The organism is Roseibium aggregatum IAM 12614, assembly GCF_000168975.1.
Classification (GTDB): Bacteria; Pseudomonadota; Alphaproteobacteria; order Rhizobiales; family Stappiaceae; genus Roseibium; species Roseibium aggregatum.
The window spans coordinates 381127-401188 of sequence record NZ_AAUW01000001.1; the positions used below are offsets into that span (position 1 = coordinate 381127).

Below are 20062 nucleotides of genomic sequence, written 5' to 3' on the forward strand. Positions count from 1 at the left end.
AAAATATCCGTCGAAAGACAGGTACTATAAGAGGCGCAATCACATGATCACCGCAAGTAGGGCAGTCGACGCTGTTGCACAGAATGAAGGGGAAGAGCTTGAGATCAAGCCGCTTTACCTGGAAGCTCTGACACTCGTTGAGAGACTGCATCGGCGTCTGCTCGACGTCATCAAGGACGAATTCGACCGTATGGGCCGGTCCGACGTGAACAGTGTGCAGGCCCTGCTGCTGTTCAACATCGGCGACAGCGAACTGACGGCAGGTGAGCTGCGGACACGCGGCTACTACCTGGGGTCGAATGTCTCCTACAACCTGAAGAAGCTGGTCGAGACCGGTTACATCCACCATCAGCGTTCGCGCATGGACCGCCGGTCCGTCCGTGTCAGCCTGACGGAAAAAGGACGGGAAGTGGCCAAGATCGTGAACGATCTTTACGAGCGTCACATGCTGTCCGTGGAACAGGTCGGCGAAATCGGCCCGCAGGACTTCGTGGCACTGAACAAGTCCCTGCGCCGCCTGGAGCGGTTCTGGACCGACCAGATTCTGTACCGCCTGTAAGACTTTCGCGGCACATTCAGATGACAAGGCACCGCCCCTCGGGCGGTGCTTTCTGTTTTTGAGCCAGAAGTTATCGACCTCACGCAAATTTGCACGGTGAAGAGTCCCGTGCGGTAGAGAAACGAAGCTATGGTTGGCCGACTTTCACCTGTTCGCGAAAATTTGACATCTTGTGGTCACATTGAAATGGCTTTGTGCGGTGCTCCTGAAACCGAGATGGTTAAAAAATCAAGCGATTTGTTAACTCCCTTCCGCTAGGACTGGGAGCAGGAACCGCCGGGGTGGTCCCATTGTGTTGGTCTGACCCCGAGTACATGAAGAAAATTTGCGCAGAATTGCGCTGCAACATGGGGTCGGCGATGAACCTTTTATCCGGATCGTTCAGGATAAAGCGTCACTGGAAGTGGACTGCTGGAAAAACGCTCAAGAGCATGATCATGCTTGGCGTGGCGATGCCGGCCATGGTTGCAACTGCTGCCCAGGCACAGACGGCCCCGATGACATTCGCGCAGAACCAGCAGGTTGAATGGGCGGATAATTTCGACATCGCGACAGACCACATCACCGAAGTTAAGTCTTCCGCCCCGACGTTGTCGCCCCAGACGGCTGACTACATCGCCGCGGCCATCGACCGATATCAGCGCATCGTCCAGGCTGGTGGCTGGGGAACCGTCTCCACAGGTGGCAAGGCGCTTCGCATCGGTGCCAAGGATCCGCGCGTTGTCGAACTGCGCCGCCGATTGATGGTGTCTGGCGATCTGGAACAACAGGCAGGCCTGTCCGACACGTTTGATTCCTATGTGGACGCAGGTCTGCGACGCTTTCAGCTTCGTCACGGTCTGATTCCGGACGGCGTGATGGGCGACAGCACCGTGACCGCATTGAACATTCCGGCCGACGTCCGTCTTCGTCAGCTCGAAACCAACATGATCCGCATGCGATCCATGTCCGGTTTCCTGGGTGATCGTTACGTGATGGTCAACATTCCGGCTGCAGAGATCGAGGCCGTCGAAAACGGCATGGTCCGCTCGCGCCACACGGCTGTCGTTGGCAAGATCGACCGCCAGACGCCGATCCTCAACAGCAAGATTTACGAGCTGAACTTCAATCCGTACTGGACGGTGCCGAAGTCGATCATCCGCAAGGACCTGATCCCGAAGATGAAAGAGGATCCGCAATATCTTGCGAAGAACAACATCCGCATCTTCGATTGGAGCAACAACGAGCTGACCTGGCAGCAGATCGATTGGAACACCGACGAGGCGACCCAGTACCGGTTTACCCAGGATCCCGGTTCTGAAAACTCGCTCGGTTCGGTGCGCATCAACTTCCATAACAAGCACCAGGTCTATCTGCACGACACGCCGTCCAAGACCCTGTTCGGCGAAGCGAACCGGTTCCACTCTTCCGGCTGTGTGCGCGTTCAGAACGTGCGTGAGCTGGTGACCTGGCTGTTGCAGTCGACCACTCCGGACTGGGATCGCGGCCGTGTCGACGGCGTCATCCGCACCGGTGAGCGGGAAGATGTGAAGCTGAAATCGCAGATACCGCTTTATCTCACCTATATCACCGCCTGGGCGAACGCCGACGGCGTGGTGCATTTCCGGGATGATATCTACGACCGCGACGATCTCTACGGAACGGGTGAGCAGGCGCGCCTTTAAGCGGTGCTCAGCATTCTGCAATTCTTTCTTGTCATGAAACGCCGGTCTTGATCAGGCCGGCGTTTCATGGATTCTAGCTCCATTCGCACACCTGTTCGAGGACTGGTGGCTGAATCGGGAGAACGGCAATGAGTCGCGACGAGCGGCGTGGTGAAATCTATCTTGAGTTCCGGCCGATCGGCCAACAGGTCAAGGTCACTGCCATCGACGCGGAAACGGGTCTTGAAGTGTCTGTTTTCGGCCCGGCTTCTGCCGCGCAGGAAGATCTCAAGCGTCTTGCAGTCCGCAAGCTTCAACGCCGCCTCGAACAGGAAGCCCTGACCGCACAGGACAGGCCTGACCCGACCCTTTATTGATGGGTCGTCTCAATCAGCAGCTACTGCAATCGATTACAACGAACAAGCTATCCATTTAAAACGTTTCAACAAAAACCGCGCTGCAATTCATTTTGCGGCAACTGAGTCAGTTCGCGGCAACGTATATCTTAGGTTCACGCCGAATTGACAACGTGAAACGCCTCTACGGTTACAAATGTAACCTGTACGGGCGCCATAATATTTCCTGTTCCGGACTACGAAGACTTAATTTCTGAAAGATCTGTCACCTGTGTCGTTTTCCAGGCTCGACGCGTCGGTATGCCCCTTGGTTATGGCCGGGGGGTGTGTTAATTCCTCGCCTCACACAGGCATGACGGTCGATTGCGTCCCTCAGGACATTGGCCGCCGATGCTCCTGATCTATCAAAAGAACACAAGGATGGCGCTATGTCTTTGATGGAAAGCTCCGATCAGTCCCTGCAGTCCGGTTTCTTCACCCGCAGCCTCGCTGAGGTCGATCCGGATATCTTCGACACGATCGGCAAGGAACTCGGCCGTCAGCAGCATGAAATCGAGCTGATTGCTTCAGAAAACATCGTGTCCCGCGCTGTGCTGGAAGCACAGGGCTCTATCTTCACCAACAAATATGCCGAAGGCTATCCGGGCAAGCGCTACTATGGTGGCTGCGAATTTGCGGATATTGCCGAAACGCTGGCAATCGAGCGCGCGAAAGAACTGTTCGGCTGCCAGTTTGCCAACGTTCAGCCGAATTCCGGCAGCCAGATGAACCAGGCCGTGTTCCTGGCGCTGCTGCAGCCGGGCGACACCTTCATGGGCCTGGACCTGAATTCCGGTGGTCACCTGACCCACGGTTCTCCGGTCAACATGTCCGGCAAGTGGTTCAACGTCGTCTCCTATGGTGTGCGTGAAGACGATCATCTGCTTGACATGGATGAGGTCGAGCGCCTTGCCAACGAACACAAGCCCAAGCTGATCCTTGCTGGCGGCACCGCCTATTCCCGTATCTGGGACTGGAAGCGGTTCCGCGAAATCGCCGACAGCATCGGCGCTTATCTGATGGTCGACATGGCGCATATCGCCGGTCTGGTTGCAGGTGGCGTTCACCCGTCGCCGGTGCCGCACGCTCACGTCGTTACCACCACCACCCACAAGTCCCTGCGCGGTCCGCGTGGCGGCATGATCCTCAGCAACGACGAAGCGATTGCCAAGAAGATCAATTCTGCGGTGTTCCCGGGTCTTCAGGGGGGCCCGCTGATGCACGTGATCGCTGCCAAGGCCGTTGCCTTCAAGGAAGCGCTGCAGCCGGAATTCAAGGCTTATGCCCGCGCCGTTCAGGAAAACGCCAAGGTTTTGGCCGAAGTCCTGAAAGAGCAGGGTCTGGACATCGTTTCCGGTGGCACCGACAACCACCTGATGCTGGTGGACCTGCGTCCGAAGAACGCCACCGGCAAGGTGGCCGAAAAGTCTCTCGGCCGTGCCAGCATCACCTGCAACAAGAACGGCATCCCGTTCGACCCGGAAAAGCCGTTTGTCACGTCCGGCGTGCGTCTCGGCACCCCGGCAGCGACCACCCGCGGTTTCGGCGTTGCGGAATTCCGCGAAGTCGGCCTGCTGATCACGGAAGTGTTGGACGGTTTGAAGGCCGCAAACAGTGAAGAGGGCAACGCGGCAGTTGAAGCGGCGGTCAAAGCCAAGGTAGAAGCACTGACGGCCCGGTTCCCGATCTACGGGGGCTAATCGCGGGCTCGGTCAGGAGCTTTAAGACATGAGATGTCCGTTTTGCGGGGGCGAGGAAACCCAGGTCAAGGATTCCCGCCCGACCGAGGACAATACAGCCATCCGCCGCCGCAGGATCTGCAATACCTGCGGCGGCCGGTTCACCACTTTCGAGCGCGTGCAGTTGCGCGAGCTCCTGGTGCTTAAACGCTCCGGACGCCGCGTTCCCTTCGACAGGGAAAAGCTGATGCGGTCTGTGCAGATTGCGGTGCGCAAGCGGCCGGTGGATCCGGACAAGATCGAACGCATGGTTTCCGGCATCGTTCGCCAGCTTGAAAGCTCGGGCGAAACGGAAATCACGGCGGAAACCATCGGCAATCACGTCATGGAAGGCCTCAAGGGCATCGATGACGTCGCTTATGTCCGCTTCGCCTCCGTCTACAAGAATTTCCGCGAGGCGAAGGATTTCGAAGCTCTTCTCGATGAGCTGAGCGATCCCGACGGACATCCGCTCAAGAACTCCTGACCCGCAGTATCCGGTTTTACATGTCCGAGCTTTCCAATCTTGATGCCCGTTTCATGGCGGCCGCCGAGCGCCTTACCCGTCGTGGCCTGGGCCGGGTGTGGCCCAATCCGTCCGTTGCCGCCCTCATCGTCCGTTTCGAAGACGGTGCTGCCGTTGTCGCGGGCAGGGGTGTCACCTCGCGTCCCGGCATGGCGCATGCGGAAGTCAACGCCCTGAACCAGGCGGGGGAAAAGGCGCAAGGGGCGACCTGCTATGTCACCCTGGAGCCATGCTCCCACTATGGCCGAACACCGCCATGCGCCAAGGCATTGATCGAAGCCGGTGTGAAACGTGTTGTCGTTGGCATGCTCGACCCCAATCCGCGCGTCGCTGGCCGGGGCGTTGGCATGCTGCGCGAAGCGGGAATCGAGGTGGTGGTGGGCGTGCGCGAGAAAGCCATGCAGGCGCTCTACCGAGGCTTTACATACAGGCAACTGAAACAGCGTCCGGTGGTGTTCCTGAAACTTGCGGTGTCCCGGGACGGATTTATCGGCCGGGCGGGCGAAGGGCAGGTCAAGATTTCCGGGCCCTTGTCGATGCGAAAGGTTCACGGATATCGCGCTGAATGCGATGCGATTCTGGTCGGATCCGGTACGGCACTTGCCGATGACCCTCAGCTCACCTGTCGACTGCCGGGCCTGGCCGATCGCTCGCCTGTGCGTGTCATCATCGACCGGTGCGCCCGGTTGTCACTGACCTCCAAACTGGTGCAAACCTGCGTGGACGTGCCGGTCTGGCTTGTCTGCAGCAACACTGCGGATGCAGACAAGATTGCGGATCTGGCAGCCGCAGGCGTCAACGTCATACGGGTACCGGCGGAAGAGACCGGCATAAAACCATCCGTCATCCTCAGCGCGCTGGCGACACGCGGCATAACGCGGGTCATGGTGGAAGGCGGCTCCCGCCTGGCATCGTCTTTTCTCGCGGCAGATCTGGTGGACGACCTGTGCGTCGTGACCGGGGATATCGTAATCGGCGAAGGCGGTATACCAGCTCTGCACGGTCTCGACCTTGCAGATGTTCTCAAAAACCCCAAATTCGAGCGGGTCGACGCCGGCCGGTTCGGTCCCGACAGTTTTGTTTATCTCAGACGGCGCGGAGCCTGACATGTTCACCGGAATTGTGACCGACCTTGGCGAGATTCTCGCTATCGACAAGATCCCCGCCGGGATGCGGACGCGGATTCGCACCGCCTACGATACCGAAAGCTTCGACATCGGCGCTTCGATTTCCTGCGCGGGCGTCTGCCACACGGTGACGGCCAAGGACAATGGCTCCAACGGCAACTGGTTCGAGGTGGAATCAGCCGCCGAAACCCTGGCCCTCACCAACGTCGCGGCGTGGAAAGTGGGACAGAAACTCAATCTGGAACGTTCGCTGACGATGGGCGCCGAACTGGGCGGACATCTGGTCCTGGGTCATGTCGACGGACTGGCGACGGTGACCAAACGGGAAGATCATCCGGATTCGGTCTATTTCCAGTTCGAGGCACCGGCGGAAGCCGCCCCGTTCATTGCCAAAAAGGGCTCGGTCGCGCTCGATGGCACATCCCTGACAGTGAATGAGGTCGACGGCCTGCTGTTTTCCGTCTTCCTGATCCCGCACACTCTGGAGGTCACCACATGGTCGGACCGGCAGGTCGGCGACAAGATCAACCTGGAAGTGGATATGATGGCCCGCTACGCCGCCCGCCTTGCGGAATTCTCCAAGACCGGATAGGTGACGTCCCAACACCTTCGAAAAGAGCTAATATCATTTACCGCCTTAACCACGGGACGAACTCGTCACCGGGATGTCGCGGTCCTTTACGAATGAGACTGGACAAACCGGGGCAGACGTGGTTCCTGTCGCGGCCTTACATAGGAACGAAAACCCATGAGCGCTGCACCGAAACTTCTGATCATCGAAGCCCGTTTCTACGAGGATCTGGCTGATGCGCTCGCTGAGGGCGCGATCAAGACCATCGAGGCTGCCGGCGCAAGCTATGACCGGATCGCCGTGCCGGGCGTGCTGGAAATCCCGGCCGCCCTGTCCATGGCTCTGACGGCAATGGAAAATGACGGCGTGCTCTATGATGGCTTCGTTCTGCTGGGTGTCGTCATCCGCGGCGAAACCACCCATTACGACATTGTTGCCAATGAATCGAACCGGGTGATCATGGATTTGATCGTCGATGCGGATCTGGCTGTCGGAAATGGTATCCTGACCGTTGAAAACGGTGAGCAGGCATGGGCCCGCGCGAAGGTGGACGACAAGGACAAAGGCGGTGCGGCTGCCCGTGCTGCCCTCGACATGATCGCCCTGCGCGAGCGTCTTGGAGTATAAGAAGAATGACCGGAAAGGCCGACCCGGAAAAACCGGCTGGAAAAACTGTGCGTCCCGCCAACAAACGCGGCGTGGCACGCCTTGCCGCCGTTCAGGCTCTTTATCAGATGGACGTGGGCGGTGCGCCGCTGACCAGTGTGGTCAGCGAATTCACCGCCTTTCGCCTCGGCAAGGAAATCGACGGCGAGCAGTACCGTGAAGCCGATGAGCAATGGTTCAAGCAGATCCTTGCCGGTGTTGTGGAAGACCAGAAGTTTCTGGACCCCTACATCCACACCGCGCTGGCTGAAGACTGGCCCCTGAAACGGATCGACAGTCTGCTGCGGGCAATCCTGCGCTCCGGTTCCTACGAACTGCTGCGCCGCAAGGACGTGCCGGCCAAGGTGATCATTTCGGAGTATATCGACGTCGCGAAGGCCTTTTTCGAAGACGACGAGCCGGGCCTTGTGAACGGCGTCCTCGACCGTCTTGCGCATGAATTGCGCGGTGGCGAACTTGAGGAAAAGAAAACGGACGGCGCCTCCTGATCATGGACGCTGACCGGCCAGGCGAATTCGAGCTGATCCGGCGTTTCTTTGCCCCTCTGGCAAAAGACCCGGGCAGCCTCGGTCTGACCGACGATGCCGCGGTGCTGACACCACATCAGGGCTATGACCTCGTTCTGACAAAGGACGTGCTGGCGGCCGATATTCATTTCTTCGCTGAAGATGCACCGGAGGCAATCGCTGCCAAGGCCTTGAGAGTCAATCTTTCGGACCTGGCCGCGAAGGGGGCCCGCCCGCGCGGCTATCTGATGGGTCTGTCCTTGCCGTCGGACTGGACGGTCGACTGGCTGGAGCGGTTCTGCAACGGGCTTGCTGCCGACCAGGCAGCCTATGATTTCCATCTCTATGGCGGTGACACTGTTCGCTCCGGCAACGGACTGCAGGTGTCGATCACCGCAATTGGCGAGGTTGAAACCGGCAAGGCAGTCCGGCGTTCCGGCGCGCAGCCCGGAGACCTCCTGTTTGTCACCGGCACCATTGGCGACGCTGCAGCCGGTCTCCAGGCGCGTCTTAACCCTGACTTCTGCCGCGATCACGATCTGACCGAGAGCGAAGAAGGGCATATTCTGGACCGCTACCTGCTGCCGCGACCCTGTACCCGGCTTGCCGGGGCAGTAGCCGATTATGCTTCGGCTGCGATGGATGTTTCCGATGGCCTGATTGCCGACTGTGCCCATATGGCCAAGGCTTCGGCACTGGAACTGACGATCGACCTGGACCTTGTTCCACTGTCACAAGCGCTCACCCATCTCAAGATCAAGGCCCCCGAGGACTTCGCCCGTTGCCTGAACGGCGGCGACGATTACGAAATCCTGATGGCAGTGCCGCAGGAGCGCTCCGATACCCTTCGCCGGGTCGCCCACCTGGCGGGGTGTCCTGTCACACAGATCGGTTATGCGCGGGCAGGAGAGGCCGGGCTTCGGCTTGTGGACGCCGGTCAGCCCGTCGACTACGGCCGTTTCGCGGGCTTCAGCCACTTTTGAGCATCGCCACGGACGGTCTTGAGAATTTACCAGGCTGATGCAGTACGGTCCGGGATCCAGGTAATGACCGTTCCTCCCACGTGTTCACCGTCCATAAAATCGCCAGCCTGAATACCTGCAATCCTTAGAAACCTGGAATTTGGAGTTCTTGCAGGATCCATGACTTGGATACCGGCGTCCGATCCGGTTACTCCCGCTCCCCACATGACCACGACATGTCCGACGCGACCTCTTTCGCGAAAGACACCGAGAAGCAACGGGCCGTGCTGCTGCAGCCTGCTGGCACATATTTCGGCATAGAAATTCTCGAAGGGTTCCTCAATCGGTGTCAGTCCAAGTCGGTCTTGCCATTGGGTCTGGCCAAGGGGAATCCGAAGTGCGCCACCGAAGGGGTTGGGTACATTGATGCCAAGCCGCTGCACGGTAATGGGGGTGGCCCCTCCCAGGGCAATGAGCCGGTTCAGAATGTTGACCTGGTTACGGTTGGTGAGCGTAGGCCGTGTTTCCAGCCAGCTCTCCGAGGACGCAGCCCAGCATCTCATTGAAAGCCCCTGGGTGACATCGCGTGGACGAGGTGCCAACGTCGCGATTTCCCGTTTGAACAGGACCGCGTTTGTAAATTCGCCGACGACACCGTCGACATAAAGAAAGAAGTCTTTTTGAAGCTGTATTACAGCTTCCTTGGTATTTTTCCCATAATCGCCGTCCGGTATGAGCGGTTTTCGGCCTTCGTCCTTGAAAAATTTATTGAGTTCTTTTTGTATTCTTTCTACGTGGCTGCCTTTGCTGCCGTATTGCGCAATAATACGTCCCATGACAGGTACTCCTTGGAGTGTATCCGCAGATAAATTCTTGTAAGCAAAATCGAGTTCCTAAAATTGGCCGGTCGACCACCGCTATCGGTGACCGTCGCCTCTGTTTCCCTGATGCGATCTTGGGTTGCTCAAGGCTGTTACGCCTTTGTCAGTTGGCGTTCCAGTCGAGGATTTCCCTGAAGGATGACTATCGCTAAAATTGAACCGCTTCGATGATGCACATCACGTTTTTGCGGCTTCCGCTTAGGTAGAGTGGCATGTCAGCATGCCGGTAGTTTTCTGGTTGGTCGCCAGTTACAAATGAAACTTCCGGTCTTTCCCGCTCAGGCCTCGGCGTGGTATGTGCGATGCAAACTTATGCCTTCCTGAAAGTATCCGAATGACCGTGACAACCCCCGATAGCTTTGTCGACGACAGTCTGGCAAAACGAAACGCGCTGCTTCTGGCTCTGGCCCAGGCTATTGGCGGGGCCTCCGCGTCGATCGTGATCGCAACGGCGCCGCTGGTCGGGTATTCGATGCTGGATACGGACAAGTCACTGGCAACCTTGCCGGTCTCGGCCATGGTCCTGGGAACCGCTTTCGGAACCATACCTGCGGGCATGATCATGCGCCGCTATGGCCGCCGCACCGGCTTCATGGGCGCGGCGCTTCTCGGCGCCACAGCGGGGCTGCTGGCAGCCTTCGCGGTTTTTCAGGATGCGTTTTTGCTGTTCGCGCTCGGGTGCTGCATCAGCGGTTTTGCCGGCGCGTTCGTTCAGCAATACCGCTTTGCGGCGGCCGATACCGCAAGTGACGCCTTCAAGCCCAAGGCGATCTCATGGGTGCTCGCAGGGGGTGTTCTGGCCGGTGTCGTCGGTCCGCAAACGGTTATCGCAACCAAGGACCTGTTCTCGCCGATCCTGTTTGCCGGCACCTATCTGGCGCAGGCGGGGTTGTCACTGATTGCATTCTTCCTGGTGGCATTCCTTAGAATTCCCAAGCCGAAACGGCAAAGCCATGCCCAGGCGGGCGGGCGTCCGCTGCTTCAGATCATGACGCAGCGCCGTTTCATTGTCGCCGCTGCCTGCGGTATCTGCTCCTACGCACTCATGAGCATGGTGATGACCGCAACACCGCTGGCCATGATCGGTTGCGGTCTGTCGCAGAACGACGCCACGCTTGGCATTCAGTGGCATGTTCTGGCCATGTTCGGTCCAAGCTTCTTCACCGGGAACCTCATCACCCGCTTCGGCAAGGAGAGGATTGTGTCCATCGGTCTGTTGCTGCTGGCCGGGTGTTCGACGGTTGCGCTGATGGGGGTAGACCTTGCCAATTTCTGGATTGCGCTGATCCTGCTCGGCCTCGGCTGGAATTTCGGTTTCATCGGCGCCACCGCGATGCTGACGGACACCTACCGGCCCGAGGAGCGGAACCTGGTGCAGGCGGTCAATGATTTCCTGGTTTTCGGCTTCGTTGCCGCTGCCTCTTTCTCGTCGGGTGCACTTTTGAATGTTTATGGCTGGGACACTGTCACCACCCTGGTGTTTCCGTTTGTGGTGCTGTGCATCGGCTTGCTTGTATGGCTTGCAGTTGCGGAAAGAAGAGCAGATACAACCTCTTAAAGTACCTTCGAAAATCCATTTCGTCAGCGCAGCATAAATACTGCGTTGCACCAAAAAATAACGCAACGGAAGTTTTGAATTAAACCATGTGAGAGCTTGACGAGGCGCTCCGCTTTGCTGCTATCGTGACCTTCCCTCACGTCGAGGAATTGGTGTGTAGGGCCGTCAGGCGGCAAAAAACGACAAGAAAATCAGTCCGCCGCAGCTTTGGGAGGAAGTATGATCGAGCTTGTCGTCATCATTTGTGGCCTCTTGTCCATTGCCTATGGGGCGTGGGCTATCCAGTCCGTTATGGCAGCGGATGCAGGGAACGCGCGTATGCAGGAGATCGCCGAGGCGATCCAGGAAGGGGCTAGCGCTTATCTCAATCGTCAATATACGACTATCGCCATTGTGGGGGCCGTTGTTTTCGTGCTCGCCTGGCTACTGCTGTCCGGCACCGCGGCAATCGGATTTGCCATCGGCGCCATCCTCTCGGGAGCTGCCGGTTACATCGGCATGATGGTTTCCGTCCGGGCCAATGTACGCACCGCCCAGGCGGCCAGCCAAAGCCTCGGGGCAGGGCTGGAGATTGCGTTCAAGGCCGGTGCTGTCACCGGCCTTTTGGTTGCCGGCCTGGCCTTGCTTGGCGTTGCCGTCTATTTCGCCATTCTCACCGGAATGATGGGCTATGACCCGACGGACCGGACCGTGATTGACGCGCTGGTCGCGCTTGGCTTCGGGGCGTCTCTGATTTCCATCTTCGCACGACTCGGCGGCGGTATCTTCACCAAGGGGGCAGATGTCGGCGGCGACCTGGTCGGCAAGGTCGAAGCCGGAATTCCGGAGGACGATCCGCGTAATCCGGCCACCATTGCCGATAACGTCGGTGACAATGTCGGCGACTGTGCAGGAATGGCGGCCGACCTGTTCGAAACCTACGCGGTGACGGTCGTCGCGACCATGGTTCTGGCGTCGATCTTCTTCACCAGCAGCCAGGCCATCGACCTTATGCATCTGCCGTTGCTGATTGGTGCAAGCTGCGTGGTGACGTCCATCATCGGCACGTTCTTCGTCAAGCTCGGCAGCAACAACTCGATCATGGGGGCACTTTACAAGGGCTTCATCGCCACAGCGGTCCTGTCCGCGGTTGCCCTTGCGATCATCATCTTCGGCTGGATCGGTGCGGGCACCGAGTTCACCACGTCGGGCGGAACGACCTTCACCGGGTTCGATCTGTTCGTCTGCGGTCTCGTGGGGCTGGTGGTGACCGGTCTGATCATCTGGGTGACCGAATACTACACCGGCACCGAGTACCGCCCGGTCAGGTCCATTGCCCAGGCGTCGGTTACCGGCCATGGCACGAACGTCATCCAGGGTCTGGCCGTCTCGCTGGAAGCAACAGCCTTGCCGGCGTTGATCATCATCGCTGGTATCCTGGTGACGCATGCCTTCGCGGGCCTCTTCGGCATCGCGATTGCAGTCACGACCATGCTGGCGCTGGCGGGCATGGTGGTGGCACTGGATGCTTTCGGTCCGGTGACGGACAATGCCGGCGGGATTGCCGAAATGGCCGATCTTCCGGCAGAAGTGCGCACCACCACGGACGCGCTCGATGCGGTCGGCAACACCACCAAGGCGGTCACCAAGGGCTATGCCATCGGGTCCGCGGGCCTGGGGGCGCTGGTGCTGTTTGCGGCCTATACGGAAGACCTGAAGTTCTTCTCCAGCAGAGCTGAAGAAGGCTCGATCTTCTACGGCATCGACGTGAGTACGCTGTTCACACTGTCCAACCCCTATGTGGTCGCGGGTCTCCTGTTCGGCGGCTTGTTGCCCTATCTCTTCGGCGGTATTTCCATGACCGCCGTCGGCAGGGCGGCCGGTGCGGTGGTGGAAGAAGTCCGCCGCCAGTTCAAGGAAAAGCCCGGCATCATGCAGGGGACGGAGCGGCCGGATTACGGCCGGGCGGTGGATATGCTCACAAAGGCGGCGATCCGGGAGATGATCATCCCCTCGCTGCTGCCGGTGCTGTCGCCCATCGTGGTGTTCTTTCTGGTCAAGGCCGTGGCAACACCGGCGGACGCCTTTGCCGCGCTCGGGGCCATGCTGCTCGGTGTCATCGTGACGGGGCTCTTCGTGGCGATTTCCATGACCGCCGGTGGCGGGGCATGGGACAACGCCAAGAAGTCCTTTGAAGACGGTTTCACCGACAAGGATGGCGTAACTCACCATAAGGGCAGCGAGGCGCACAAGGCCTCGGTGACAGGCGATACGGTGGGCGATCCCTATAAGGACACTGCCGGTCCGGCTGTGAACCCGATGATCAAGATCACCAACATTGTGGCCTTGCTGCTGCTGGCGATCCTGGCGCATTGACGCTGCAAAAATAAAAAAGCCCCGGCCACATTGGCCGGGGCTTTTTGCATTGGACTACAGCTTTTGGCTTAGAGGCCGAGGCTCGGGTTGGTCGCGCCGCGCAGGATCTGCGTCAGGAAGCCGTAGTCGGCGCCGCCGGTACGGGTCTTGCGCGTGACGATGTCGACGATCTTGCCGTCTTCCAGCGAGTAGTTGCCGAGATCCTGAACGTACCCGTCCTTGTCGAAGTAAACCGCGACCACGCGCTGCTCGACGATATCCGGAGCCATGAAGGCGGTCGTGGCGGTTTTCTGGGAGATGTAATAATAGGCGTCGCCGTTGAGGCTGGACGTGGTCGACGGGGTTCCCAGAACGAGCTCAACCTGTTCGCGGCTGGAGCCGACCTGAACCTGGTTCAGCATGTCGCTGGTGATGACATGTCCGTGCGTATAGGTGGATGTAAAACAGCCGCCGAGCGGTAAGGTGACCAGAAGCGGAAGGATCAGGGCGCTTGCCTTGAAGTTCATCTAAGAATTCCCGTTTCGCCAGAGCGGTCTGGCTGCTCTTGAATTTCGTTGCTTGGCAAAGTCACTATCGTGGGATAGGGCACAAGGCAACACCTGACTTAAAAGGAGACGCCATGCTGTTTGGCCTGTTCCGCCGTCGGACCCGCGATGCCGAGCACAAGGTCTATTGTGAAATCGTGGCTCAAGCACGGCAGCCAGTCTTTTACACGGACTTTCATGTGCCCGATAGTGTCGATGGCCGTTTTGACATGATCGTGGCCCATGCAGTGCTGTATTTCCGCAGGATGCGCGGGGAGGGAAAGCGGGTCTCCCAATTCACGCAGAACGTCTTCGATCTGTTCTTTCAGGACATGGATGCCTCCTTGCGCGAAATGGGCGTCAGCGACACGCGCGTTCCCAAGAAGGTGAAAGTCATGGGCGAGGCTTTTTATGGCCGTGCCGATGCCTATATTCCGGCGATCGAAACAAAAAGCGTTGATGAGCTGGCGGACGCAATCGGCCGCAACATCTATCCCGATGCGCCGGAACCGGTCGCGCAGAAGCGTTTGGCGTATTATATGCTGGAAACAGCCGAAAGCCTCGAGGGGCAGACGGTGGAAGCACTGATGAACGGGAGCATCGTCTGGCCCGACCCTGAAAAATTCAAGGCATTGCCGGTCTGAGAGCCAAGCCGGCGGTGTAAAAGGCCGCGACAAAGGTGCCAAGGTAAGAACAAGAATGACAAAAGAAACTTTCCCCTATTCGTACAAGGTCAACGCCGCCCGCGTTGTCGACAAGGACGAACGCGTCACTGTCACTCCGGATGAGGCATCGCTCAAGGCCATCGCAAAGACGTATGAGCTAGATGGCATTCGCGACCTCAAGGCGGATTTCCTGCTGAAGCCATATCGCAAGGCGGGACTGCGTGTCGTCGGTCCGCTGACGGGAACGTTGGAGCAGACGTGTGTGGTCTCGCTGGAACCGTTCGAAAGCAAGCTGAAGATCGATGTCGACCGCACCTTCGAACCCCAGTCCAGTCGCCCGCGCAAGGCCAGCGACCTCAACGAAGATGGCGAGATTGAAATCGACCTGGAAACGCTCGACCCGCCCGATGTCATTCTGGACGGTGTTCTCGACCTGGGTGCCGTGATCTGCGAGGAACTGGCTCTGACGCTTGACCCGTTCCCGCGCAAGCCGGGCGTGGAGTTCGAAGGCGGTGATGGCGAGGACGAGAGCGCTGGTGAGGAGCCTGAGGCCAAACCGTCGCCTTTCGCCGCACTGCAGGCGCTCAAGGATCAGACGGATAGCTGATATCCATTGTATTTACAGTTGCCCGAACGATATGGACTGGGTCTTCATGCAGGTTTTCAACGTCAGAACTCTTCGCGAACAGGAAAACGGTTGTCAGTCTTGCCAAAACCGTTATGTTCGCGCCCGTTCTAGGCCCTTGCCGGACCTGCAGAACTTTGTCTGGAAGCACCGCTCGGTGCTGTTCTTGGTAGCGAAACGTCAAAAGACCTTCTAGATGGCGAAAACTATTCCGATTTCTCTGGATGCCATGGGTGGCGATCATGGGGCTGACGTCGTCATTCCCGGGGCGGAAATCGCGCTTGTCCGTCATCCCGACATCCGCTTTCTGTTGTTCGGTAACGAAAAGGTCGTGCTGCCCCTCCTGGAGAAGTATCCAAGGGTTCGCGACGCTTCGACCTTCCACCATTGCGACGTCTCCATTGCCATGGACACCAAGCCAAGCCAGGCGCTGCGCCAGGGTCGCTGGCGCTCGTCCATGTGGCGGTCCATCGAAGCCGTGAAGACGGGCGAGGCTTCCGTGGCCGTTTCCGCCGGGAACACTGGCGCGCTCATGGCCATGTCGAAGTTCTGCCTGCGGACGATGGCCAATATCGAACGACCGGCCATCGCGGCCATCTGGCCGACCATGCGCGGCGAGTCCGTCGTGCTTGATGTCGGTGCGACGATTGGCGCCGACGCCCAGCAGCTCATCGACTTCGCCATTCTCGGCGGCGCCATGGCGCGGGCCCTGTTTGGCGTTCAAAAGCCAAGCGTCGGCCTGCTGAACATTGGCGTGGAAGAGGTCAAGGGTCTGGAAGAGGTACGCACCGCCGGCCGGCTCCTGCGCGAAACGCCGCTGCGGTCGCTGCATTATGCCGGTTTCGTGGAGGGCGACGACCTTGGCAAAGGCACGGTCGATGTCGTGGTGACCGAAGGCTTTGCCGGTAACATTGCGCTCAAAACCGCGGAAGGAACCGCCAAACAGATCGGCAGTTACTTGCGTTCGGCCATGAATCGGACCTTTATGTCCAAAATCGGCTATCTCTTCGCCAAAGGCGCCTTTGATCTGCTGCGCGAGAAAATGGACCCGCGCAAGGTCAACGGCGGCGTGTTCCTGGGACTGAACGGCATCGTGATCAAAAGTCACGGCGGGACCGATGCCGAGGGTTATGCCTCGGCCATCGACCTTGCCTACGACATGGTCAAAAACGAACTGACACACAAGATCGCCCAGGATCTTGTGCATTATCATCGCGGCCGCTTCGCTGAAGCCGCGCCGACATCGGAAGGTGATTTGTGAGCGTAATCCGTTCCACCGTAACCGGCTGCGGAAGTTTCCTGCCGGAAAAAATCCTGACCAATGACGATCTTTCCAAGATGGTCGATACGTCTGACGAATGGATCGTTCAGCGCACTGGTATCCAGCAGCGGCACGTTGCCGGCGAAGGCCAGGTGACCTCGGACCTTGCCCTGGAAGCCGCCAGGCGGGCGCTGGAAAGCGCCGGCAGGGACGCTCAGGAGATCGACACCATCATTCTGGCGACCGCCACACCGGACAACACCTTTCCGGCAACGGCTGTCACTGTCCAGGCCAATCTGGGCATCTATCACGGGGCTGCATTCGATGTGCATGCCGTCTGCTCCGGCTTTGTCTACGCTCTGACGACCGCTGATGCCTATATCCGGGCCGGCCTTTCCAAGCGTTGCCTGGTCATCGGTGCGGAGACGTTCTCGCGTATTCTCGACTGGACCGACCGGACGACCTGCGTTCTCTTCGGTGATGGCGCCGGTGCTGTCGTCGTTGAAGCCGGCGAAGGTGAAGGCACCACGGCCGACCGTGGTGTTCTGACATCTCATCTGCGCTCAGACGGCCGCCACAAGGAAAAGCTCTTCGTCGACGGCGGCCCGTCCTCGACCCAGACTGTGGGCCATCTCCGGATGGAGGGCCGCGAAGTCTACAAGCACGCTGTTGGCATGATCACCGACGTGATTGAAGATGCCTACAAGGCCACGGGCACCACATCGGACGACCTCGACTGGTTCATTCCGCACCAGGCCAACAAGCGCATCATCGATGCCAGCGCGAAGAAACTCGGGATCGCGCCGGAGAAGGTCGTGACGACCGTTCAGCTTCACGGCAACACCTCCGCTGCGTCCATTCCGCTTGCCCTGGACACAGCCGTCAGGGACGGGCGTGTCAAAAAGAACGATCTCGTCATGCTGGAAGCAATGGGCGGTGGATTTACCTGGGGCTCCGTCCTGCTGCGCTGGTAAGCCACGACTTTCTTCTTACGACAAATCTGACTTCGACCAAGACTTCCGGTTGACCGGCCCGCCGCAACGCCGTACCGTATGGCCTTGCATCTGAGTTCTTGTGCAAAATCAGCCAGATGATGGCGTCGTTGAGGAGGGGTTATGGGCAATCGGACTATTACCCGCGCTGATCTGTGTGAGGCCGTTTATCAGAAGGTGGGTCTGTCTCGGACCGAATCTTCTGAATTGGTCGAACGTGTTCTTTCTGAAATTTCCGACTGTCTTGTGACAGGAGAATCAGTAAAATTATCAAGCTTTGGGTCTTTCGTGGTCCGCTCCAAGGGGGAGCGTATCGGCCGCAATCCAAAGACCGGCGAGGAAGTACCTATTTCACCGCGCCGTGTGATGGTGTTCAAACCGTCCAACGTCTTGAAACAGCGGATCAATGATGCGCTGACAGGGCAGGCCAGCAAATAGTAAGAAAACAATAAGACCGGATGAGCTCGCAGGAAAAAAGCCCCGACGCCTTTCGTACCATCAGCGAAGTCGCAGAAGATCTGGATCTGCCGCAGCACGTGCTGCGTTTCTGGGAAACACGCTTCTCGCAGATCAAGCCGCTGAAGCGGGGTGGCGGCCGGCGGTACTACCGTCCGGACGATGTCGAGCTTCTGAAGGGCATCCGCCATCTGCTTTACGGTGAAGGCTACACGATCAAGGGCGTGCAGCGCATCCTGAAGGAGCAGGGGCCACGTTTCGTCATGCAGATCAGGCATGAGGACATGACGGCCCTGCAGGCGGTTGCAGCGTCTGAACCGGTTCCTGCGGAGCCGGCTCCCGCACCGGTGGCGGTTTCCCACAATGGCCAGCATGAAAGCCACAACGGCCCGCTGCCGAATGGTGTGCTGGCCGATGATGAACCCGAGCCAGCTTCAGCCCACAGTCATGGTCACTTCAGTATCCTCGGCCGTCTGCGCGGAGAAAAACCGGCGCAGGGCGCAGGGTCTCACTCGTCCGTGACCAAGGAAGACATCCGCCGCCTTCAAGCGACCCTTTTTGAATTGCTGGAATGCAAGCGCACCCTGGATCAGGCGCGCTGACGGCTGAACGTCGCCTTACCGGTCTGCCTTGCGCTTGAACAGCTTCGCCAGGAAGCCCGGTCCTTTGCCTGCTTTCCCTGAAGAATCGTTCGAAACCTGCGCCTGCTTGGCGAATTCACGCAATTCAGCAACCGACATGCGCTTTGTCGACGCAGAAACCTTTCGGGCAGCACCAGTGTCTTCCGGCCGAAAGGGGGGCGTGGTGATGGTCTCATCAACATGGGGCACGGTCGAAGGCGGAACGGTCTGAGAAGCTCTGGTGTAAGCCGGTATCGCTGCTGACTGCTCAGTCTGATCCAGTTCCGACATTTCCTGCTCGAGAGTTTCTTCATCCCGGATTTCAGCCGTCTCCGGAATCGGCGTTTCTTCCTTCATCTCCTGCAAGCGTTCCAGGATAGCCGCGTCCACCGGATCGTCAGGGTCCAGCCCGGCGTCTTCACTGTCCATGGCGAGGGGGACGGTCTCTTTGCTCTCGACGTCATTGTACTCGTACATCGCAGGCACGTATTCGCGGACAATGCCGTAGTTGGGATTGTGGACGACCTTGAGTTCGATCGCGCTCAGCCCGTCATCGTCTTCGTCGTGATAGATCACCTGGATCTTCTCGTTTTCATCACGGCCGAAGACGTCTCCGTCTTCGATCATGTCGCCGCTTTTGCGTGTGACCTTCGCAAAGGCGACGATGATCTCTGCAAGATATTCGGGAGGCAAGCTGCAAGGCAGGACTTTTACCCGGTAACCGGTCAGCCACTCGGCCCCGATTCCCTCCATGCCGATCAGCCGCTCGCCGGTTTCCGGATCCTGTTGCGCGACAGGGTTGGGCAACAGATAGAGATCGTCGTAATTCGAAGCACGGGCGAGCGCCGAGAAGGCGTCCGGTTTCAGCAAGAAACGGCTTGGCACCCAAAACACGGCATCCGGCTGTGATCTTTCCACGATGATCGCCGTGATCAACCTGGCGATCTCCATCGCCTGCAAGGTTTCTTCCACCTCACAGAAGGCAATGTTTTCCGCACCGGAAAATGTCTTCAGGTTTTCGGGAAGCGCATCCGTCGGAATGACGCTCTTTCTGACCGAAATCTGCGTACACGCTGCAATATCGTAGATCAGGTCGGTCGCCTCCGGAAAGGCGGTCCGCGCATAGTAGGTCTCGAGTGCAACGTCTATCAGCGGCGTGTGTTCGAAAGGTCCGGACTGTGTGACAAGGATATGGAACTTGCCGCACAAGAAGCGTTTGTCGATCTCGTCCGACGTGTTCAGCAACTGGCAGGCGCTCTGCGGTACACCCACCTTTTCTGCTACCGCGAGAATGACAGCCTTGATCTCTTCACCGTCAAGCGGCTGGTAGCGCTTGTAGAGAACCTGGGAATCGACGCTTGGAAGCGGGTGCGTTTTCAATTTCAAGACCACACGTGATTGGCGGAAACAGACCACAGGTTAGGCAACTTTGGTGAAAAAGGCATTATCGCC

General features: G+C 58.6%; 21 protein-coding genes. 18 read left to right on the forward strand and 3 right to left on the reverse strand.

Going from position 1 to position 20062, the window contains the following annotated elements:
* Positions 1-43 precede the first annotated feature (43 nt).
* The 10 genes from ldtR (at position 44) to thiL (ending at position 8694) form a co-directional block, all read left to right on the forward strand.
* A complete protein-coding gene (gene ldtR / locus SIAM614_RS01730) occupies positions 44-559 on the forward strand; it encodes a transcriptional regulator LdtR (RefSeq protein ID WP_006931552.1) in 516 nt (171 codons plus the stop codon).
* A 359-nt stretch (positions 560-918) separates the two neighbouring features.
* On the forward strand, positions 919-2223 hold the full coding sequence (locus tag SIAM614_RS01735; RefSeq protein ID WP_006931553.1) for a L,D-transpeptidase family protein: 1305 nt from the start codon (positions 919-921) through the stop codon (positions 2221-2223).
* A 128-nt stretch (positions 2224-2351) separates the two neighbouring features.
* On the forward strand, positions 2352-2579 hold the full coding sequence (locus tag SIAM614_RS01740; protein WP_006931554.1) for a DUF6898 family protein: 228 nt from the start codon (positions 2352-2354) through the stop codon (positions 2577-2579).
* 416 nt (positions 2580-2995) lie between these two features.
* Positions 2996-4297 carry a serine hydroxymethyltransferase gene (glyA, locus tag SIAM614_RS01745; protein WP_407636303.1) on the forward strand — a complete coding sequence of 434 codons (1302 nt, stop codon included), beginning with the start codon at positions 2996-2998 and terminating at the stop codon, positions 4295-4297.
* 28 nt (positions 4298-4325) lie between these two features.
* Positions 4326-4802, forward strand: coding sequence for a transcriptional regulator NrdR (nrdR, locus tag SIAM614_RS01750; RefSeq protein WP_006931560.1), 477 nt, complete (start codon positions 4326-4328; stop codon positions 4800-4802).
* A 20-nt stretch (positions 4803-4822) separates the two neighbouring features.
* Positions 4823-5947 (forward strand): bifunctional diaminohydroxyphosphoribosylaminopyrimidine deaminase/5-amino-6-(5-phosphoribosylamino)uracil reductase RibD, encoded by a 1125-nt coding sequence (ribD, locus tag SIAM614_RS01755; protein WP_006931561.1) that lies wholly within the window; start codon positions 4823-4825, stop codon positions 5945-5947.
* A gap of 1 nt (position 5948) precedes the next feature.
* Positions 5949-6560, forward strand: a complete 612-nt coding sequence (locus tag SIAM614_RS01760; RefSeq protein WP_006931563.1) for a riboflavin synthase — start codon at positions 5949-5951, stop codon at positions 6558-6560.
* A gap of 156 nt (positions 6561-6716) precedes the next feature.
* Complete coding sequence (ribH, locus tag SIAM614_RS01765; RefSeq protein ID WP_006931564.1) at positions 6717-7166, forward strand: 6,7-dimethyl-8-ribityllumazine synthase; 450 nt, start codon at positions 6717-6719, stop codon at positions 7164-7166.
* A gap of 5 nt (positions 7167-7171) precedes the next feature.
* Positions 7172-7693 carry a transcription antitermination factor NusB gene (nusB, locus tag SIAM614_RS01770; RefSeq protein ID WP_006931565.1) on the forward strand — a complete coding sequence of 174 codons (522 nt, stop codon included), beginning with the start codon at positions 7172-7174 and terminating at the stop codon, positions 7691-7693.
* A 2-nt stretch (positions 7694-7695) separates the two neighbouring features.
* A complete protein-coding gene (thiL, locus tag SIAM614_RS01775) occupies positions 7696-8694 on the forward strand; it encodes a thiamine-phosphate kinase (protein ID WP_006931566.1) in 999 nt (332 codons plus the stop codon).
* A gap of 26 nt (positions 8695-8720) precedes the next feature.
* On the opposite strand, the gene SIAM614_RS01780 is transcribed toward thiL, so the two are convergent.
* The gene (locus tag SIAM614_RS01780) at positions 8721-9509 is read right to left on the reverse strand and encodes a peptidoglycan-binding protein (RefSeq protein ID WP_006931567.1); all 789 of its coding nucleotides are present in this window, start codon (positions 9507-9509) and stop codon (positions 8721-8723) included.
* A gap of 379 nt (positions 9510-9888) precedes the next feature.
* Here SIAM614_RS01780 and SIAM614_RS01785 point away from each other — a divergent pair, with 379 nt between their 5' ends.
* Both SIAM614_RS01785 and SIAM614_RS01790 read left to right on the forward strand, forming a co-directional pair.
* Positions 9889-11112, forward strand: a complete 1224-nt coding sequence (locus SIAM614_RS01785) for an MFS transporter (protein ID WP_006931568.1) — start codon at positions 9889-9891, stop codon at positions 11110-11112.
* 219 nt (positions 11113-11331) lie between these two features.
* Complete coding sequence (locus SIAM614_RS01790; RefSeq protein WP_006931569.1) at positions 11332-13467, forward strand: sodium-translocating pyrophosphatase; 2136 nt, start codon at positions 11332-11334, stop codon at positions 13465-13467.
* A 68-nt stretch (positions 13468-13535) separates the two neighbouring features.
* On the opposite strand, the gene SIAM614_RS01795 is transcribed toward SIAM614_RS01790, so the two are convergent.
* A complete protein-coding gene (locus SIAM614_RS01795; protein WP_006931570.1) occupies positions 13536-13973 on the reverse strand; it encodes an outer membrane protein assembly factor BamE in 438 nt (145 codons plus the stop codon).
* A gap of 113 nt (positions 13974-14086) precedes the next feature.
* Between SIAM614_RS01795 and SIAM614_RS01800 the strand changes: the two genes are divergently transcribed.
* The 6 genes from SIAM614_RS01800 to SIAM614_RS01825 all read left to right on the forward strand — a co-directional run bounded on the left by SIAM614_RS01800 (position 14087) and on the right by SIAM614_RS01825 (position 18592).
* Entirely contained in the window at positions 14087-14635 is a 549-nt protein-coding gene (locus tag SIAM614_RS01800; protein ID WP_040438764.1) for a ubiquinol-cytochrome C chaperone family protein, read from the forward strand.
* 55 nt (positions 14636-14690) lie between these two features.
* Positions 14691-15263, forward strand: coding sequence for a YceD family protein (locus tag SIAM614_RS01805; protein ID WP_006931573.1), 573 nt, complete (start codon positions 14691-14693; stop codon positions 15261-15263).
* 214 nt (positions 15264-15477) lie between these two features.
* The gene (gene plsX / locus SIAM614_RS01810; protein WP_006931575.1) at positions 15478-16542 is read left to right on the forward strand and encodes a phosphate acyltransferase PlsX; all 1065 of its coding nucleotides are present in this window, start codon (positions 15478-15480) and stop codon (positions 16540-16542) included.
* Positions 16539-17516: a beta-ketoacyl-ACP synthase III gene (locus SIAM614_RS01815; protein WP_006931576.1), complete on the forward strand. Its 978-nt coding sequence runs from the start codon at positions 16539-16541 to the stop codon at positions 17514-17516. The genes plsX and SIAM614_RS01815 overlap by 4 nt, the downstream gene beginning before the upstream one ends.
* A gap of 141 nt (positions 17517-17657) precedes the next feature.
* On the forward strand, positions 17658-17972 hold the full coding sequence (locus SIAM614_RS01820) for an integration host factor subunit alpha (RefSeq protein ID WP_023003819.1): 315 nt from the start codon (positions 17658-17660) through the stop codon (positions 17970-17972).
* Between the two features lie 20 nt (positions 17973-17992).
* Entirely contained in the window at positions 17993-18592 is a 600-nt protein-coding gene (locus tag SIAM614_RS01825; RefSeq protein ID WP_006931578.1) for a MerR family transcriptional regulator, read from the forward strand.
* A gap of 15 nt (positions 18593-18607) precedes the next feature.
* Here the strand turns inward: SIAM614_RS01825 and SIAM614_RS01830 are convergent, their stop codons facing one another.
* Positions 18608-19996 carry a hypothetical protein gene (locus tag SIAM614_RS01830; protein ID WP_157139618.1) on the reverse strand — a complete coding sequence of 463 codons (1389 nt, stop codon included), beginning with the start codon at positions 19994-19996 and terminating at the stop codon, positions 18608-18610.
* Positions 19997-20062 lie beyond the last annotated feature (66 nt).

Excerpts from the sequence above, each read along its gene's own strand:
- SIAM614_RS01820 (WP_023003819.1), top strand. The coding sequence starts at position 17,658 with ATGGGCAATCGGACTATTACCCGCGCTGATCTGTGTGAGGCCGTTTAT.
- SIAM614_RS01785 (WP_006931568.1), top strand. The coding sequence starts at position 9,889 with ATGACCGTGACAACCCCCGATAGCTTTGTCGACGACAGTCTGGCAAAA.
- plsX (WP_006931575.1), top strand. The coding sequence starts at position 15,478 with ATGGCGAAAACTATTCCGATTTCTCTGGATGCCATGGGTGGCGATCAT.
- SIAM614_RS01795 (WP_006931570.1), bottom strand. The coding sequence starts at position 13,973 with ATGAACTTCAAGGCAAGCGCCCTGATCCTTCCGCTTCTGGTCACCTTA.
- nrdR (WP_006931560.1), top strand. The coding sequence starts at position 4,326 with ATGAGATGTCCGTTTTGCGGGGGCGAGGAAACCCAGGTCAAGGATTCC.
- ribD (WP_006931561.1), top strand. The coding sequence starts at position 4,823 with ATGTCCGAGCTTTCCAATCTTGATGCCCGTTTCATGGCGGCCGCCGAG.
- ribH (WP_006931564.1), top strand. The coding sequence starts at position 6,717 with ATGAGCGCTGCACCGAAACTTCTGATCATCGAAGCCCGTTTCTACGAG.
- SIAM614_RS01740 (WP_006931554.1), top strand. The coding sequence starts at position 2,352 with ATGAGTCGCGACGAGCGGCGTGGTGAAATCTATCTTGAGTTCCGGCCG.
- SIAM614_RS01735 (WP_006931553.1), top strand. The coding sequence starts at position 919 with ATGAACCTTTTATCCGGATCGTTCAGGATAAAGCGTCACTGGAAGTGG.
- SIAM614_RS01790 (WP_006931569.1), top strand. The coding sequence starts at position 11,332 with ATGATCGAGCTTGTCGTCATCATTTGTGGCCTCTTGTCCATTGCCTAT.
- SIAM614_RS01800 (WP_040438764.1), top strand. The coding sequence starts at position 14,087 with ATGCTGTTTGGCCTGTTCCGCCGTCGGACCCGCGATGCCGAGCACAAG.
- SIAM614_RS01780 (WP_006931567.1), bottom strand. The coding sequence starts at position 9,509 with ATGGGACGTATTATTGCGCAATACGGCAGCAAAGGCAGCCACGTAGAA.
- SIAM614_RS01760 (WP_006931563.1), top strand. The coding sequence starts at position 5,949 with ATGTTCACCGGAATTGTGACCGACCTTGGCGAGATTCTCGCTATCGAC.
- nusB (WP_006931565.1), top strand. The coding sequence starts at position 7,172 with ATGACCGGAAAGGCCGACCCGGAAAAACCGGCTGGAAAAACTGTGCGT.
- ldtR (WP_006931552.1), top strand. The coding sequence starts at position 44 with ATGATCACCGCAAGTAGGGCAGTCGACGCTGTTGCACAGAATGAAGGG.
- glyA (WP_407636303.1), top strand. The coding sequence starts at position 2,996 with ATGGAAAGCTCCGATCAGTCCCTGCAGTCCGGTTTCTTCACCCGCAGC.
- SIAM614_RS01825 (WP_006931578.1), top strand. The coding sequence starts at position 17,993 with ATGAGCTCGCAGGAAAAAAGCCCCGACGCCTTTCGTACCATCAGCGAA.
- SIAM614_RS01805 (WP_006931573.1), top strand. The coding sequence starts at position 14,691 with ATGACAAAAGAAACTTTCCCCTATTCGTACAAGGTCAACGCCGCCCGC.
- thiL (WP_006931566.1), top strand. The coding sequence starts at position 7,696 with ATGGACGCTGACCGGCCAGGCGAATTCGAGCTGATCCGGCGTTTCTTT.